Here is a 15942-nt window from a genome sequence, read left to right as displayed (position 1 = left end):
ACCATAATCGGCCGTATTGTCATAGACCTCGCGCCCCAGTTTCTTTCAATACTTATCGCCCTCGGAGTAACTTTTTACCTAAAGCCGATTTTGGCGGTGGCGCTTATCGTGGGAATTGTCTCTTACACCGTAATCCTTGCTCGTTCTGTTTTACCCATAGCCCACATTCAAAGAGAGTATCAAAAAAATCTTTGGCAGGCATTTGGAGACAGTTATGACCTTTTTGGAAATATCTCCACCGTAAAACAAGCAACCACGGAACATTACGAGGCGAAAAGGATGGAAAACCTTTTGACAGGTCCGGTACTTTCGCTTTGGAACAAAATGAACAGGATTTGGAGCAATCTGACTTTGGCGCAGAGGACTATTATTATAGCCACCCAACTCGTGATTTTTATCGCTTCAGTAACTTTTATACAAAGAGGGGAAATGACACTCGGAGACCTTCTGGCTTTTAACGCTTATGCCACTATGATGTTTGGACCGTTTGTAACCATCGGTCGCCAGTGGCAAGTGATACAAAACGGGGTTATACAAATAGAGGACGCCGAGAAAATACTGAAAGAGCCGCCGGAAAATTATCATCCGAAGGGTGGCGACGGAAACACAAAAATAAAAGGCGATGTCTGTTTTGAAAATGTATCAGCCGGTTATGAGGGACGAAATATCCTTAAAGACATATCTTTTGAAGTCAAAGCCGGCGAGATTGTGGCCCTCGTAGGAGAATCGGGAGTGGGAAAAACAACTTTGATTGAACTTATTTCCGGATACAACTTCCCAACAAGCGGCAAGGTCTTCATAGACGGGCGCGAAATCAGAGAAATTGACTTGCTGTCTCTTCGTCAAGAAATAGGCGTGGTGCCACAGGAAGTAGCTCTTTTTAACGACACTATTTCGCACAACATAAAATACGGTTCTTTCCACAAGAGCGAAAAAGATGTGGAAGAGGCCGCGAGAAAAGCTCACGCTTATGATTTTATTGAGAGTTTTCCGGAAAAGTGGAATCAGCTCGTGGGAGAGAGGGGAGTGAAGCTCTCGGTGGGCCAAAAACAGCGCGTGGGCATCGCCCGAGCGATTTTGAGAGAGCCCAAAATTTTGATTTTAGACGAACCGACATCCGCCTTGGACGCGTCTTCAGAAAAAATCATAACCGACTCCCTAAAAGAGCTCATGAAAAATCGGACTACTTTCATAATCGCTCACCGACTTTCAACAGTGCGCCGAGCCGACAAGATTTTGGTTTTTAAAGACGGTCAAATCGTGGAAAAAGGCAGGCACGATGAACTTGTGTTAATAAAGGACGGCGAATACCGCCGTCTTTATGAACTCCAAATCGGCCTTCATGAGTAACTGGGGATTACGCAATGATTTCCGCGCCTCCTTAAAGGGCGAATTCTGACACTACGCGTTACGCTTGACAGAGTGAACGTCGGTGTATTAAGGTGTCAGGAGCACTTAAGACCTTTGTGCATTGAGTGAATCCTTCTTGAGTGAAATGGTGTATCAAATCGGTTAACGCTTAACGCAAACGAAAGGAAGACAATGAAAAAACAAGAAGAAATCACACCCGTACCCCACGAAGAGGAATTTGAGCTGACGCTCGCGGGTGTGCCTGCCCATCCCATAAAAATGGTGCGCAGTGACGGTTACTGTGATGCCAACTCGTGGAAGTTCAAAGGACCAAAAGTTGGAAGCATGGAATCGCGGTGGTTTAGGATAGTCAGAATTGGACACCAACCGAACGTCAAGGCGGTTAATAGGGTGCTGGCAAAGTACGGAACGCCCGCTCGCGGACAATGGCGCGAAGCATACAAAACGTCACAGCAGTACCCTGGACACAACATAGAGGGTCTGATGATTGGCTTTACCGGTTCCATATGGCTGGACGCAGAACACCACCACGCCTTCCCATGCGTCCTCGGCCGTGATAGTGAATTACACTCGTTTTTCGCATGGGTCAACCGTGACTTTGGAGACGAGTGGAGTTTCGTGGTTGAAGTCAAAAAACAGGGGAAGTGGAGATTTTGGAACTTAATCCGTCCCTCTTGACTGCCGGCAGTTGTTCCTTTTGGCCTCGCGAAGTAAAACTTCGCGAGGCCTTTTTGTGAAGAACCTACCGCGTTTTCAAACAGCCGTCTTGGCTTTTTTTTGTTATAATAACGGGAATGCCTGACATCTTTGAAATAAAAACTGAAAAATTTGAAGGACCGCTGGATTTGTTGTTGTCGCTTATAGAAAAGCGAAAGTTCCACATAAGCGATATTTCGCTTGCAAAGGTAGCCGACGATTATATTGCTTACATCCGTTCTCTTCAAAGTTTCCCGATAGCGGACAGCGCCAATTTTATTTTGGTCGCTTCCACGCTCGTTCTCATAAAGTCCAAAAATCTTCTCCCCACTCTCCAACTGACGGAAGAGGAAGAAAAGAGCATAGACGATTTGGAGTCGCGTTTGCGACAACTGGAAAAAATACGCGAGTTGGCACTGCATATAAAAACCCGTTTCGGAAATAATATTCTTTTTTCCATCCCGAGCAGAAAAAGGCCGATTGTCTTTTCTCCTGATAAAGCAATGACGGTCGCCGGATTGGCGTTTGCGATACAAGAAACCCTAAAAAACTTGCCGAAAGAGGAGAAAATACCAAAAGCAGTCGTGGCAAAAGTCATGAGTTTGGAAGAGATGGTGGAAAACATAACAAAAAGAGTGGCGAAGGAGCTAAAAACAAGTTTTAGAGAATTTTCCGGAATGGGAAAATCGGAAAAAGTCCACATCATCGTATCATTTCTGGCAATGTTGGAACTTGTAAAACAGGGTATTATAAACGTTACTCAAGAAAGCAAGTTTGATGATATAATGATGGAAACAGAGCAAGTAAACACGCCACGGTACTAAACTTTGAAACACGAAGTACTAAAATGACACTTGAAGCAAAAATAGAATCAATACTTTTTTTTAAAGCCGAGCCGGTTTCATTAAAAGAGCTATCCCTTACATTGGGAGAAAGTTTGCAAAGCGTAAAAGAAGCGACTGAAAATCTCGGCCTCTCTCTTGAAGGCAGGGGAGTGTGTCTTTTGAACAAGGACGACGAATTGGAAATCCGCACAGCGCCGGAAGCATCGGAAATTATAGAAGGACTGGTGAAGGAGGAAAGAGCCAAGGAACTTGGCCGGGCGGGTCTTGAGACGATGGCTATTATAATGTATCAAGGTTTTGCAAGCCGAAGAGAAATTGATTACATACGAGGCGTAAACAGCACGTTTATTTTAAGAAATCTTTTGGTCCGAGGACTTGTTGAAAGAATACCTCATCCCAACGACAAGCGCAGTTTCGCTTACCGGCCGTCTTTTGAAATGCTCGGGTATCTGGGAATTAAAAAAGTGGAAGAAATGCCCGAATTCGCGTCCGTCAGAGAAGCCGTAGAGGATTTTAAACAACAATCTCAAAAGGAAGACGATTCGCTCTCTGACGGAGCGTTATAATAGTTTCCGCGAATTATGCAGGATAAACACAACACTTTAATACTGGACATAGCCCTTTTAACGATTGTCTCGGCGGGTCTTTTTTCTTTTTTAACTTTGCCGAGGGAAGATAAAAACCGTTCCTCCGTTTCCGCGGTGGCCATGTCCGCGGAAGTGTCTCAAACGGAAATCTATGAAGAGAAAACCGACCCTTTCAAAGACATATCTTTAGAGGCCAAAGCCGCCATAGTGTACGATACCCTAAATGACGAAGTCCTTTACGCTTTAAACGAAAACACGTCGTTGCCACTCGCTTCTTTGACAAAAGTCATGACAGCGATGACCGCGCTTTCCCTAATACCCGACTACACAATAATCCCCATAGAAAAAAGTTTTTTGGAAATGGAGGGCGACAATGGTCTTTACGTTGACGAAAAGTGGCTTTTGCGCGATTTGATTGACTTTACTCTCATGACTTCTTCAAATGACGGCGCCCGCGCCATCGCCACAGTCGCGGGACGCATTGTGGCAAACACGGAGGACAGTATTGAGGGAAGAACGGAGTTTTTAGCTCGCATGAATAAAAAGGCCAAGGATTTAAACCTCACGCGAACTTTCTTTTTAAATGAAAACGGCCTTGATGAAAGTCGAAACTTGCCCGGCGCTTATGGCTCGGCCAAGGACATGGCTGTTCTTTTTTGGGAGGCGTTTACAAAACACCCTTCAGTGTTTGGCGTTACCAGAGAAGAGAATGTTGTCATCACTTCTCTGGATAAAATTCAGCATAATATTTCCAACACAAACAAGGCGGTTAATTCCATACCTCGTCTTATGGGTTCAAAAACGGGTTTTACAGAACTCGCGGGTGGTAACTTGGTTTTCGCGATTGATGCCGGTTTTAAACATCCTGTAATAGTAGTGATTCTCGGCTCAACACCGGCGGGACGATTTGAAGACGCGGAAAAGTTGGCTTGGGCCGCTCTTCAAGGTCTTTCACAAAAATAATCAAATATCCGCAAGCAGACATGAACTCTTTTTTAAAACCGGCGGGAAAAGTTGACAAGCCGTTTCTGTTTATAACATCGGCTTTAGTGCTTTTCGGTTTTTTTATTTTTTTGTCCGCTTCTTTCGGAATTCTTACGCGAGAGAACGGACCTTCTCTTTCGCAAATAATTTTTAACCAGTTTCTTTTCGGATTGATTTTCGGGTCAATCGCCGCTTTTATCTCTTCGAGAGTGCCTTATCGCCTTTGGCGAAAGTATTCTTTTTACTTCCTTCTCTTCGGAATACTTTTAACTTTGCTCGTCTTCGTACCGAGGTTAGGGTTTTCACACGGCGGAGCGACCAGATGGCTCTCTCTCGGTCCCATAAGTCTGCAACCGGCTGAAATACTGAAGCTGGCTTTTGTTGTTTATTTCGCTTCGTGGCTTTCCGGAGTTTATCGCGAAATCGGTTCATTCAAATACGGACTTTTGCCTTTTTGCGGTCTTATAGCCGTTGTTGGAGCAGTCCTTTTAAGCCAGCCCGATACGGGCACCTTTGTGTCAATATTTGTCACAGCCGTAACAATGTTTGTTCTTGCCGGAGGAAAAATCAGGGATATTTTGATAATCGCTCTTATAGGAATACTGTCTTTGACGTTTTTGGCTTGGAGCAGGCCGTATGTCATGACGCGCATCACGACTTTTCTAAATCCTGAAAATGACCCGCGCGGTTCTTCTTATCAAATACAGCAGTCGCTTATAGCTATCGGATCCGGCGGGCTCTGGGGCAGAGGATTCGGACAAAGCGTACAAAAGTTCAATTACCTGCCGGAGCCCATCGGCGACTCTATCTTCGCCGTAGCGGCTGAAGAATTCGGATTTATAGGAGGACTTTTTCTCATAGCTCTGTTTACGGCTTTTGGCCTGCGAGGATTTTACATCGCCAGGCACGCGCCTGATGTATTTGGCGGACTTTTAGTGTCGGGAATAACCACACTCATCATAGTCGGGTCTTTTATGAATATCGGTTCCATGCTTGCCGTTTTTCCTCTTTCCGGACAACCCTTGCTTTTCGTAAGTCACGGCGGTACCGCGTTGCTTATAGCTCTATTTAGCACCGGCATTGTTTTAAATATTTCTCGCTACGCTAAAAAACCGACGGCAAACAACTGAGAACTAACGTTCGGGACGGAAGATTTGTTCCTCTCCCAAGCGAATTGCCGACTGTCGCCATTAACAGTCCGCGTTGTCGGTTGTACAGGTTGCCGGTTGTTGGTAAAATTTATCTATGAAAATTTTATTTACAGGCGGTGGCTCGGGTGGACACTTCTATCCCATAATAGCCGTGGCGGAATCAATCAGAGACATTGCCAGAGAAAAACGTCTTTTGAAACCCGAACTGTATTACATATCCACGGATTCTTACAACGCTCGTCTGCTTTACGACAACGATATTTTTTTTAAAAAAGTTCAAGCGGGAAAGACACGCCGATACATGTCCGTTAAAAATTTTTTTGACATTTTTAAAACAGTCGCGGGAGTTTTTAAAGCAATTATAATCGTTTTCAAGATTTATCCTGACGTGGTTTTCGGCAAAGGCGGATACGCATCTTTTCCTGTCCTTTTTGCCGCTCGCCTTTTGCGTATTCCGGTAGTCATCCACGAGTCAGACAGCGAGCCGGGCAGGGTAAACGCCTGGGCGGCCAAGTTTGCGGTTCGCATCGCCATTTCTTATCCGGAGGCGGCAAAATTTTTTCCGGAAGACAAAGTGGCGCTGACAGGCAACCCTGTTCGTAAAGAAATTTTATCCACAAGAGAAGAAGGCGCCCATGAATTTTTAAAACTGGAAGTAGCTGTTCCTTTGATTCTCGTAATCGGCGGTTCTCAAGGCGCTCAAGCGATAAATGAAATAATAATTGACTCTCTTCCGGAGTTGGTGGAGAAATACCAAATAATTCACCAGACCGGAAAAGCCAATTACGAAACGGTTACGACTACGGCAAGAATAATTTTGGAAAAAAGCCCACACAGAGACCGATACAAACCTTTTGACTATTTGAACGACCTATCGCTTCGTATGGCCGGCTCGGTGGCGTCTCTTGTCATTTCGCGGGCCGGTTCCAGTATTTTTGAGATAGCTCTTTGGGGAATGCCTTCCATAATAATCCCCATTCCCGAGAAAGTGAGCCATGACCAGACAAAAAACGCCTACAACTACGCCAGAGTCGGCGCGTGCACGGTGATAGAAGAACAAAATCTAAGCAAGAGCATTTTAGTGTCAGAGATTGAACACCTTATGAGTAACCCGAAACTTATGGAAAGCATGTCGCAGTCGGCAGTTAATTTTTCGCGTCCGGATGCCGCTGAAAAAATCGCCAGAGAGATTCTTACTATTGCTCTTCGGCACGAGAGATAAGTTTATTGTGTATGGAAGGGAATCGACAGTGGAGTAATGGCCTTTTAAATACCCTAAATAGCTGGTATAATAAGCGATTATGAGTCGAAAAGTCATAACTCGTTTCGCGCCTTCTCCCACGGGAACTCTGCACGTTGGCGGAGCCAGAACCGCTCTTTTCAACTACCTTTTTGCTCGTCAAAACGGTGGGGAGATGGTCCTTCGGCTTGAAGACACTGACAAGGCACGATCCAAAAAAGAATATGAGGACAATATTTTGGACGGGTTGAATTGGTTCGGCCTCGCTTGGAAAGATTTTTGCCGCCAGTCGGATCGGACGGAAATTTACAAAAAGTATCTTGAAAAACTTTTGGCGGATGACATGGCCTATATTTCAAAAGAACCGGCCAAAGAAGGCAGTGGGGAAGTAGAGGTTATTCGTTTCAGAAATCCGGGTAAGAAAGTGACTTTTTCCGACATCATAAGGGGAGAGGTGACTTTTGATACCGCGGAGCTTAAGGACTTTGTTATTGCCAAATCAAAAGATGAACCGCTGTATCATTTGGCGGTTGTTGTTGACGACTTTGAACAAAAAATATCGCACGTAATACGCGGAGAAGACCATCTTTCAAACACACCAAGGCAAATACTGATCCAAGAAGCCATAGAAGCGCCTCGCCCCATTTACGCTCATTTGCCACTCATTTTGGCGCCTGATAAAAGCAAACTTTCCAAACGCAAACACGGCCAATCTGTTTCGGTTACGTATTACAGGGAAGAGGGGTACTTGGCAGAGGCCCTTATGAACTTTTTGGCTTTGCTCGGGTGGAACCCGAAGACCGAAAAGGAAATATTTACGGCAGAGGAGCTCACGCAAGAATTCTCTCTTGAGAACGTCCAAAAAGGAGGAGCCGTGTTTAACAGAGAAAAATTGGACTGGCTAAACAAAGAATACCTGAAAAAAATACCTGACATTTACGATCTTATAATCGCGGAAATAAAAAAAGAAATCCCAAGCTCCGAAAAATGCCCCGACAGAGTAAAGAGAATAGCGCCGACTGTTCTGGAAAGAATTTCCAAAATGAGCGACATAGGAAGAATGAACCGCGAAGGCGATTTTCAATATTATTTTGAGTTACCTTCGTATGAACCGAAAAAACTGTCGTGGAAAGACACTTCAAAAGAGACGACAATAAAACACATCATAAAAATAAGCGAGAAAGTCAGTGTTTTGCCGGAAGAAAATTTTAGCGCCGAAAAAATAAAAGAGGCGATTTGGAAATATGCCGAACAAGAGGGAAGAGGGGAGGTGCTTTGGCCATTTCGTTACGCGCTTTCAGGCAGAGAAAAGTCGCCGGACCCGTTTACTCTCGCCGACATTCTTGGAAAGAAAGAAACATTGGAAAGGTTGAGCACGGCGATTCAAATGCTAAAATGAATTTATGCATAGAAACACGAAAATAAACAAGAAAAAAAATGTTTGGATGGTCGTTTTTTTGTCGGCTTCGGCTATAGTTTTGTTTTTTTCTTTGCTTTTCGCTTTACCGGCCGACATTAATAGAGTTTATGCCCAGAACTCCACGATTGAAAAACTTCAAGAGGGGATACAAGAAAGAAATCAAAAAATTTCAGAACTGGAAAAAGAAATCGTCAAATATGAAAGCCAGATAGCCAAAACTGGAGAAGAGGCCAAGACGCTTCAGACGGCGATAAGCCGACTAAATACCGAAAGAAAAAAACTGCTTTCCGAAATAGCCATTACGGAAAACAGAATACAGGCGGCGTCTTTGACAATAGAGCATCTTTCAAACGAGATATCAACCGTCACGAAAAAAATAGAAACGAGTGAAGGTGGTTTGGCCCAGACAATAAGAATACTGGACGAAAACGATCAAATGACAATGCTTGATTATGTCTTAACAGGTCAGTCGGTTTCCGAAGTATTTGACCAAAGCGCCTCCGTAAGCCGTCTGCAGGCAGACGTTAGAGTCAAAATGACGGAGCTTCGCGATCTGCGCGACCAGTTGAGCCAAAAAAGTTCCGAAACTGCTGAGCAGAAAGAACAGCTCACGGGTTTCAAGGAAAAAATAATCGGCCAAAAAGAAGTCACGGAAGCCAATAAAAAGGCCCAAGATCGTCTGCTCCAAGAAACAAAAAACCAAGAAGCCGAGTACAAGAAAGAAGTGGAGCGCAGAAAAGCCGAAAAAGAAGCGTTTGAAAAAGAACTTTTTGAATTAGAGTCGCAACTGCATTTTGAAATTGACGCGTCCAATTTGCCGAAAGTGGGCACAAAAATATTTGAATTTCCGCTATCAAACGCGACAACGGCCTCATGTTTGGAGCCGGAAGGATCAAGGTTTATAAACTGCGTCACGCAATACTTCGGTAACACGCCTTTTGCCAAATCCGGCGCTTACGGTGGCAGGGGACATAACGGCATGGATTTTAGAGCGTCAACCGGCACGGAAATTTCGGCGCCTTTATCCGGAACGGTAAGAGGCACAGGTAACACGGACATTTTTACCGGTTGCAAATCATACGGCGGTTGGGTTCTGCTTGACCACGGAAATGGTTTATCCAGCGTTTTTGGTCATATGTCAATACGAAGCGTTAAAGCGGGAGATAAAGTCAAAACCGGCGAGACAATAGGCCTATCGGGAGGTATGCCGGGGACTCCGGGGGCCGGACATTCCACCGGACCCCATTTGCACTGGACTGTTTTTGCCACTGAAGGTGTTAAAATTATGAAACTCGCGGACATACCCGGACGCAAAACCACAGCGTGCAGTCCCGCCACCATACCGGTCGCCGATTTGCGAGCATACATGAACCCCATTGAATTTCTATAATCCTCAGGGCATAAACCATGGAACCGAAATTTTACGAAAATTCAGACAACAACCACTGCCTGCAATGCTGTGTCCGGATGGCGCATGATACAAAAACCAGCACGGTTATTGACAGTCAAACGGTTGACATGGAAACAAGTTACGAACACAACCTTTGGACATGGACTATTGCAGGAGCGAAATTTTTGGCTGAAAAAACAGGTGGTGCCCAATTAATAAACGAGGGATTTGATTATCAGGAATTTTCTGAAAAAGGAACAGAGTATCTGCGACAGTTCTGGGACAACAATCGTTTTGAAAGTCAAAAGGCCCACGCGTCGGCCAATTTTGAAAAAGAGAGAGATCTTGCAAGAAAATTCCTAAACGCCGGTGGCGAAGTCAGGAAAGAAACTTTAAGCGAAAGCAGAGTGGCAGAGTTGGCCAAGAACAATTTCATCATCGCCCAAGTTAACCATGGTACTTTATATGGAACGCCCGATTTTTACAGCCATTACGTTCTAATATACGATCAGACGGCGGACAGTTTTGAATTTCACGACCCGGGCTTGCCACCGAAAAAAGCAACCATAGTGAGCAAACATAAATTCATGACGGCTTTTTCCAACGAACTTATCGCGGTTTCAAAACCGGACTGGTGGTTTGACGAACCGCAAGCTGGTGAGGACTTTTTAACTACAGTATTGCAATGGATAATAAAGCTGGTCTCAAAAAACAAACCTCCGGCGTAAGATACTCGTAAACATAAAAACGGGGTAGAATAGATAGAGGGATAATTTAAAAGCAACCTTATGAAAAAGAAAAATTTTGCTCAAAACAGGAGAGGGGGGTTCATACGATGGATCGTCCTTCTTGTCATAATATTATTCATCCTTGCTTATTCCGGTTTTGACCTAAAAGAACTTGTAAGTTCTCCGAAAATAAAATCTGCTTTTTGGCATACGTGGGATTTTTTAAAGCTCATCTGGAGCGACTATATTGTTTTAGGGGCCCTTTGGCTATGGAATGATTTTATAGTGGGAATTTTGTGGCAGGATATTGTTTTGCCGATAATAGATAAGATAAAACAGTGGTTCAGATGAGAGAGGGGAGTTTTTGGTCACGACGGGCTTCGCAAAGCCCGTAAACCTTCACTCATCCCCGTTATTTCGGTAAGCGCGAACTTGCGTTTAATACCGTGAATTACGAAATGGTGTTGAGGCGAGGTTTGAGAGGCGCCTTCGGAGGCGCGGCTGGCGCCGGAGAGAGGAGATTTTTAGTAAAAAATCTTCGTGGCGTACGAAGACCTCGCCGAAAAAGACATTTCGTAATTCAAGGTTTAATACCTCTTTTATTTCTTCCCGTGAAGATTCTTATGGATGTCCTTTAACTGTTTACTTGTCACATGAGCGTACATTTGAGTGGCCGCTATGTTTTTATGTCCTAAAAATTCTTGAATAACGCGTAAATCGACTCCGTTTTTAAGAAGGTTGGTGCCAAAACTGTGTCGCATGGCATGCGGTGTCATTATAAGAGGCAATCCGGCTTTTATTATGTAATGCTTAAACGATTTTTCTATGGAGCGGGAAGTCAAACGGCTGATTTTTTTACCATTTTTTCCAAAAGCCACAAAAAGGGCAGGGTGGGTGTCACTCCTAACCTCCATGTATTTTTCAAGCCACAAAAGGGCGCGCAAAGAAAAATAGACGGTTCGTATCCGGCCTCCCTTGCCTTGTATACTAAGTTCAAAGACCTCCCTGCCGCCTTTACCAATTTTTATTTGGTCGGCGTTTAAAGCCACTAATTCCGAAATACGAAGTCCGGTGGAAAAAAATGTCTCTAAAATGCTCCTGTCGCGAATGCCTTGAGGTGTAGTGATATCAGGCGCCTCAAAAAGTTTTTCAAGCTGTTCAAGCTCCATAAAACGCACGTGGCGCTCGCTTTTGTCCCTGGCCAATGGAACCTTCTCAACAGGCAGTGACAGGAAGTTCCTATGGGCAAAGAAGCTTAAAAACATCCGCAGGGCTATCAAGTAGTAGTTCTGGGTGCTTTTCTTAAGAGGTTCGTTTGTCCGAGCCGAACGAGTGGATCTCGACAGAAACAAACGGTAATCAAAAACATGCTCGCGAGTCAGCTCGTGGGGCTTAAGCTCTTCAAGTTTTTTAATTTTAAGCCAATCAAAGAAGCGCTTGAGGAAGCGGGAATAGTTTTCTTGCGACTTTGGAGAAAGTCCCTTTTCCACGTCTATCCAATCCAAAAAATCTTGCAGGTGAGAGGGAAGGGGTTTTTTGCTTTTATCCATGACAATAAATTATGGGCTTAATTTTAACGGCATGGTACGATTAACTTAAATTATGCGAACCATGATTATTAATTTTAGCATCTTTAAAAGAACTTCAAAAAAAGTTATCCACACCCCCTATCTCTCTCCCCTCTGGAGGGTCGGCCGGAGAGGCCGCCCCGTTAGAAACCTCTTTCTAATTTCTAACGGGGCAAGGCGCTCCTCTTAAGGGGGACTACTGCCACTCCCCTCTCTTTACAGCGATAGCAGGGGATTTGAGCGGATAAGAAAAAACACTCGGACAAAATCCGAGTGTTTTTTCTGCTATTATTTCTTGGCGAAATGTTCGCTTTTCTTCCAGCACTTGGAAGAGTGCACCCAAGGGACGCTTCCCTGCCTTTCGTAAAGCCATTTGGCATAGGACATGTTCCCCTCAAGAGAATAGATGTCAAAGCCGTTCTTCTTTGCGCTATCGCCATGGAAGTATTCGTTAATCTGCATGAGACCAACGTCTTCCCTGTTTTGGATACCGCGAATAACTTTCCCATTTTTTCCAAAGTGCCTGAATGTTGATTCGCACTTGGCTATTTCGGCAAGAATGGGTTCTTCCTCAAAATACTCTCTGACGTACTGTTCAAGAGTAAGAGGATATATTTTATTTTCGTCTACCTCCCCTTCCCTTTCACTGATTTGGTTAATGTTAACTTGAACTGGAATTGTGCTTTTAGCCGAAGATACTTCGGTCGCTCCCGCGCCCCCATAGAAGGCCGAAAGCATAAGCATTGATGAAATTGTAAGTTCTATCATAATCTCTCCGTTCACCTTTCCGTAAAGGTCCAGAGATAAAATTTAAAATCAGACTTTCGTCTGACTGTCTTTATATATTAGCATAAAACGTTTTCATTGTCAATACTAAAAAGAGAAAAGCAGGATTATCAATCGCCTAAAAAACGGCTCTGCAGAGCCGTTTTTTAGGCGAGACAACTCATTTAAATTGAACAACAAAATCAACGCTTTGCCAAATCAAGAGGGCAAATCTCCCCAAATGGGGCATTTTTCAAACTCCGGCAAAAGACCCTTGCCGTAAAGAAGTCGCGACAGCGCTTCCGCCGCCCGTAAAGCTCCTTGCAGGCCGTTGTGTGGCCTTGGTTCAGGCGGTAAACCGACATATTTTAAGACGGAATCAAGGTTAAGAGCTGTCCTGCCCTTTTCTGTCGGCGGTTTCTTCCCTTTCCATATCATGTGAGCAAAACAAACAGAATGACTGTCTATACTCCTGTGCGGAAAAGGCCAATCAAGTCCGTATCGTTTGGCGGCCGTTTGAAGCATGGAAATATCAAAAATAGGATTGTGTCCCGCCAAGGTGTGGTCATCGGTATCCATGGCCCAAGGAATAAAAGACCTCAAAACTTGTTCTTCGGTTTTTTTGCTCGGATCGTGTATTTCTTTTTCCGTAAAACCGTTTATACCGAGAGCTTCTTCCATCACATGGGCGCCTTCAAAGACGCGACACTCATCGTAAAACCTCCTTTCCGGACTTGCCAAATCCACGGCCCCAACGGATACAATACCGTGAACGTGTGGGTCTGTTCCGGTCGTTTCTACGTCAACAACTATCATGGTTTAAGTTCAATAACCCCCTCGTCCTCACTCATTTCCTCATACGCATTCATCGGAGTTATCGTTGCTTTTATTTCGTCAAATTTGAAAAACAGAATACCGAGGAGTACAGCCGGCATAAGTATAAAGCCCAGAAGGGCCGTGCCGATATAAGCAACTTTGGTTTTAGTTTCCGGTTCAAAAACAAAAGCGCCTCTGGCTTCTCTGAGGCGGATAAACAGAAGATACATGTAAGCTGCCACAAACGGAGAAACGACTACGGCAAACAGTAATCTGGCTATTGACGCGCCCATTTCCTTGCCAAACGGCATGAAAGCGACATTTAAAACAACGCTTCCTATAAGGGCGGCAAACCCAACCACGAAAAGCCGCCAAAGCACTTTAAAGGTTCTACTGCGCATATATTCTCTTGACTTCAAAAGAGCTCTGAATCCCTTTTCATTTTCACAGACGATAATGTAAACCCCAAAAACAAACCAAATTCCGAAAATCATGCCCGGTATGATGAACAAAAGCGAACCTCCCATAACAAAAAAGGAACTCAAAATGATGAGCCAGATATAGGAGCCGATTTTTCTCTTGGCTCTGCCAAAACTTTCCGCGACTGTAATTTCCCCCGTTTCTGAAACCGCTTCTATAATGGCAATCTGTCCCCAAGCGTAAACTATTATCTGAACCAGGACGGCCAAAATAAAAAAACTGAACCAGCCAGCTAACATTGCGCCACCTTGACCGCCTTGTTCCGGGGCCATGTTAAGAAAATTCACGAATAAAAACATGACGAGAGCAGGCACTATCGCCACCCCTATAAGAGTCGCAAGCTTGGAGCGGTACAATCCCCACGTCTCCGACATGAGAGCGCTTCCGGAAGGCAGGACGCTCGTACCCGAAACCTGCTCATTTATCTGACCTCCCTGATTTATTTGTGTTTCATTATTCATAACAGAATTATACTGTTTTCGAAATTTCTTGCTGTGGAAAAGTCAACACCTCTTCTCTCATGCTAATCCTAAAATTTCGGGGTGGGGAGAGTCGAACTCCCGTCTCACGAACCCGAATCGTGAATACTACCACTATACTACACCCCGTTTCGGCACTAATATTAACCTTTTAGAAGCACTCTGTCCATATAAGTTGCTCTAACTGCGGTAAAATATGCTAATATTTGACTATGGAATTCAGGAGTCAAAACTTTATACCGGCACTCTTGGGAAGCGACATAAACACATACAGCGTGGCCAGAGCTTTTCACGAGGCCTATGGCGTAAAATCAGCCGTTTTAGGGAAGGCATCTTCAGGCCCCAGCCATTTCAGCAAAATAGCGGATTTTTACATGGAGCCGGAAATTGACAACGAAAAGCTTTTTTTAACCATAATAAACTCTTTCGCCTCAAAACACCCCGAAAAGAAAATCATTCTTTTGGCTTGTGGCGACTCTTATGTGGAACTTATCGGCAAACATAAGAAGGGATTGAGAGACAACATCATAGCCCCTTATATAGACGAGGAGATGATGGCCAAGCTCATGAAAAAGGAGACGTTTTACAAACTCTGCGACCAATACAATCTTCCGCATCCAGCGACTTTGGTACATAAAAAAAGTGACGGTCTTTCTTTTAACCTCCCCTTCCCCTTCCCTGTTATCGTAAAGCCCTCAAACGGAGTGAACTATTGGAAACACCATTTTGACGGACAGAAAAAAGTTTATAAATTAAACGACCGGTCGGAACTTGAAAAGGTTTTGACGGAAATATACTTGGCCGGCTATGATGACTCCTTAATAATACAGGAATTTATTCCCGGCGATGACTCCAAAATGCGGGTTCTGACTTGCTATAGCGATAAAAACGGTAAAGTCCGGCTCTCTGCCCTCGGCCACGTCCTGCTTGAGGAGCACACGCCAAAGGGTCTTGGAAACCACGCAGTCATTATAAATGAAAATGACTCTGAACTTGAAGAGAAAATTCGTCGCTTTTTGGAGGACATGCATTTTGTCGGTTTTTCCAATATGGACATCAAATACGACGAAAGAGACGGCAAGTTTAAGATTTTTGAACTTAACGTCAGACAGGGCCGTAGCAACTACTACGTAACCGCCGGCGGGCATAACATCGCCGAGTACGTGGCGGGCGAATATATTTTCGGGAAAATTCCGGACTTTACCGACAAAGCGCGCGAGAAACTCTGGCTGGTCATACCTTTTCGGGTAGCTTACAAACACGTTAGAGACCTGGCGCTCCGCCAAAAAATGAAAGAACTTTCCGCCAAAGGCCAAATTATCAATCCGCTTTTTTACAAAGGGGACTACTCTTTTAGGCGGACACTTTATCTTGTACGGTCATATTTAAGTCACTTTTGGAAGTATTATAAATATTTTTAAT

16 protein-coding genes and 1 tRNA gene are annotated in these 15942 nt (G+C 44.3%); 12 read left to right on the top strand and 5 right to left on the bottom strand.

Annotated elements, in window-relative coordinates; genetic code table 11:
* From Q8P86_03720 to Q8P86_03670, 11 genes are all read left to right on the top strand, one after another.
* Positions 1–1350, top strand: a 1350-nt coding sequence (locus Q8P86_03720) for an ABC transporter ATP-binding protein (protein MDP3996772.1), incomplete at its 5' end; no start/stop codon positions are given.
* 192 nt (positions 1351–1542) lie between these two features.
* Positions 1543–2049, top strand: coding sequence for a hypothetical protein (locus tag Q8P86_03715; GenBank protein MDP3996771.1), 507 nt, complete (start codon positions 1543–1545; stop codon positions 2047–2049).
* Positions 2050–2165: 116 nt separating this feature from the next.
* A complete protein-coding gene (locus tag Q8P86_03710) occupies positions 2166–2891 on the top strand; it encodes a ScpA family protein (GenBank protein MDP3996770.1) in 726 nt (241 codons plus the stop codon).
* Between the two features lie 23 nt (positions 2892–2914).
* Complete coding sequence (locus tag Q8P86_03705) at positions 2915–3478, top strand: SMC-Scp complex subunit ScpB (protein ID MDP3996769.1); 564 nt, start codon at positions 2915–2917, stop codon at positions 3476–3478.
* 15 nt (positions 3479–3493) lie between these two features.
* Positions 3494–4462: a hypothetical protein gene (locus Q8P86_03700; protein MDP3996768.1), complete on the top strand. Its 969-nt coding sequence runs from the start codon at positions 3494–3496 to the stop codon at positions 4460–4462.
* Between the two features lie 20 nt (positions 4463–4482).
* Complete coding sequence (locus Q8P86_03695) at positions 4483–5613, top strand: putative peptidoglycan glycosyltransferase FtsW (GenBank protein ID MDP3996767.1); 1131 nt, start codon at positions 4483–4485, stop codon at positions 5611–5613.
* Between the two features lie 115 nt (positions 5614–5728).
* Entirely contained in the window at positions 5729–6856 is a 1128-nt protein-coding gene (murG, locus tag Q8P86_03690) for an undecaprenyldiphospho-muramoylpentapeptide beta-N-acetylglucosaminyltransferase (protein ID MDP3996766.1), read from the top strand.
* 79 nt (positions 6857–6935) lie between these two features.
* Positions 6936–8273, top strand: coding sequence for a glutamate--tRNA ligase (gene gltX, locus Q8P86_03685; GenBank protein MDP3996765.1), 1338 nt, complete (start codon positions 6936–6938; stop codon positions 8271–8273).
* 4 nt (positions 8274–8277) lie between these two features.
* A complete protein-coding gene (locus Q8P86_03680) occupies positions 8278–9684 on the top strand; it encodes a peptidoglycan DD-metalloendopeptidase family protein (protein ID MDP3996764.1) in 1407 nt (468 codons plus the stop codon).
* A gap of 17 nt (positions 9685–9701) precedes the next feature.
* A complete protein-coding gene (locus Q8P86_03675; protein MDP3996763.1) occupies positions 9702–10412 on the top strand; it encodes a hypothetical protein in 711 nt (236 codons plus the stop codon).
* Between the two features lie 60 nt (positions 10413–10472).
* Positions 10473–10763, top strand: coding sequence for a hypothetical protein (locus tag Q8P86_03670; protein MDP3996762.1), 291 nt, complete (start codon positions 10473–10475; stop codon positions 10761–10763).
* 248 nt (positions 10764–11011) lie between these two features.
* On the opposite strand, the gene Q8P86_03665 is transcribed toward Q8P86_03670, so the two are convergent.
* The 5 genes from Q8P86_03665 to Q8P86_03645 all read right to left on the bottom strand — a co-directional run bounded on the left by Q8P86_03665 (position 11012) and on the right by Q8P86_03645 (position 14649).
* A complete protein-coding gene (locus Q8P86_03665; GenBank protein MDP3996761.1) occupies positions 11012–11962 on the bottom strand; it encodes a tyrosine-type recombinase/integrase in 951 nt (316 codons plus the stop codon).
* A gap of 306 nt (positions 11963–12268) precedes the next feature.
* The gene (locus Q8P86_03660) at positions 12269–12748 is read right to left on the bottom strand and encodes a hypothetical protein (GenBank protein ID MDP3996760.1); all 480 of its coding nucleotides are present in this window, start codon (positions 12746–12748) and stop codon (positions 12269–12271) included.
* A 216-nt stretch (positions 12749–12964) separates the two neighbouring features.
* Positions 12965–13561 carry a 3'-5' exonuclease gene (locus tag Q8P86_03655; protein ID MDP3996759.1) on the bottom strand — a complete coding sequence of 199 codons (597 nt, stop codon included), beginning with the start codon at positions 13559–13561 and terminating at the stop codon, positions 12965–12967.
* The gene (locus tag Q8P86_03650) at positions 13558–14502 is read right to left on the bottom strand and encodes a hypothetical protein (protein ID MDP3996758.1); all 945 of its coding nucleotides are present in this window, start codon (positions 14500–14502) and stop codon (positions 13558–13560) included. Before Q8P86_03650 ends, Q8P86_03655 begins: the two co-directional genes overlap by 4 nt.
* A 76-nt stretch (positions 14503–14578) precedes the next feature.
* A tRNA-Pro gene (locus Q8P86_03645) sits at positions 14579–14649 on the bottom strand.
* Positions 14650–14732: 83 nt separating this feature from the next.
* On the opposite strand from Q8P86_03645, the gene Q8P86_03640 reads away from it, so the two are divergent.
* Positions 14733–15941 (top strand): ATP-grasp domain-containing protein, encoded by a 1209-nt coding sequence (locus Q8P86_03640; protein ID MDP3996757.1) that lies wholly within the window; start codon positions 14733–14735, stop codon positions 15939–15941.
* Position 15942 lies beyond the last annotated feature (1 nt).

It is taken from the genome of bacterium, assembly GCA_030699905.1.
Taxonomy (GTDB): Bacteria; Patescibacteriota; Minisyncoccia; order Phycocordibacterales.
Note: the sequence above shows the minus strand (reverse complement) of the source record. Positions and strands in the feature narration are given on the sequence as shown.

What these genes read in the sequence shown, in the direction of transcription:
- Q8P86_03715 (MDP3996771.1), top strand. Translation starts at nt 1,543, where the DNA reads ATGAAAAAACAAGAAGAAATCACACCCGTACCCCACGAAGAGGAATTT.
- Q8P86_03710 (MDP3996770.1), top strand. Translation starts at nt 2,166, where the DNA reads ATGCCTGACATCTTTGAAATAAAAACTGAAAAATTTGAAGGACCGCTG.
- Q8P86_03705 (MDP3996769.1), top strand. Translation starts at nt 2,915, where the DNA reads ATGACACTTGAAGCAAAAATAGAATCAATACTTTTTTTTAAAGCCGAG.
- Q8P86_03700 (MDP3996768.1), top strand. Translation starts at nt 3,494, where the DNA reads ATGCAGGATAAACACAACACTTTAATACTGGACATAGCCCTTTTAACG.
- Q8P86_03695 (MDP3996767.1), top strand. Translation starts at nt 4,483, where the DNA reads ATGAACTCTTTTTTAAAACCGGCGGGAAAAGTTGACAAGCCGTTTCTG.
- murG (MDP3996766.1), top strand. Translation starts at nt 5,729, where the DNA reads ATGAAAATTTTATTTACAGGCGGTGGCTCGGGTGGACACTTCTATCCC.
- gltX (MDP3996765.1), top strand. Translation starts at nt 6,936, where the DNA reads ATGAGTCGAAAAGTCATAACTCGTTTCGCGCCTTCTCCCACGGGAACT.
- Q8P86_03680 (MDP3996764.1), top strand. Translation starts at nt 8,278, where the DNA reads ATGCATAGAAACACGAAAATAAACAAGAAAAAAAATGTTTGGATGGTC.
- Q8P86_03675 (MDP3996763.1), top strand. Translation starts at nt 9,702, where the DNA reads ATGGAACCGAAATTTTACGAAAATTCAGACAACAACCACTGCCTGCAA.
- Q8P86_03670 (MDP3996762.1), top strand. Translation starts at nt 10,473, where the DNA reads ATGAAAAAGAAAAATTTTGCTCAAAACAGGAGAGGGGGGTTCATACGA.
- Q8P86_03665 (MDP3996761.1), bottom strand. Translation starts at nt 11,962, where the DNA reads ATGGATAAAAGCAAAAAACCCCTTCCCTCTCACCTGCAAGATTTTTTG.
- Q8P86_03660 (MDP3996760.1), bottom strand. Translation starts at nt 12,748, where the DNA reads ATGATAGAACTTACAATTTCATCAATGCTTATGCTTTCGGCCTTCTAT.
- Q8P86_03655 (MDP3996759.1), bottom strand. Translation starts at nt 13,561, where the DNA reads ATGATAGTTGTTGACGTAGAAACGACCGGAACAGACCCACACGTTCAC.
- Q8P86_03650 (MDP3996758.1), bottom strand. Translation starts at nt 14,502, where the DNA reads ATGAATAATGAAACACAAATAAATCAGGGAGGTCAGATAAATGAGCAG.
- Q8P86_03640 (MDP3996757.1), top strand. Translation starts at nt 14,733, where the DNA reads ATGGAATTCAGGAGTCAAAACTTTATACCGGCACTCTTGGGAAGCGAC.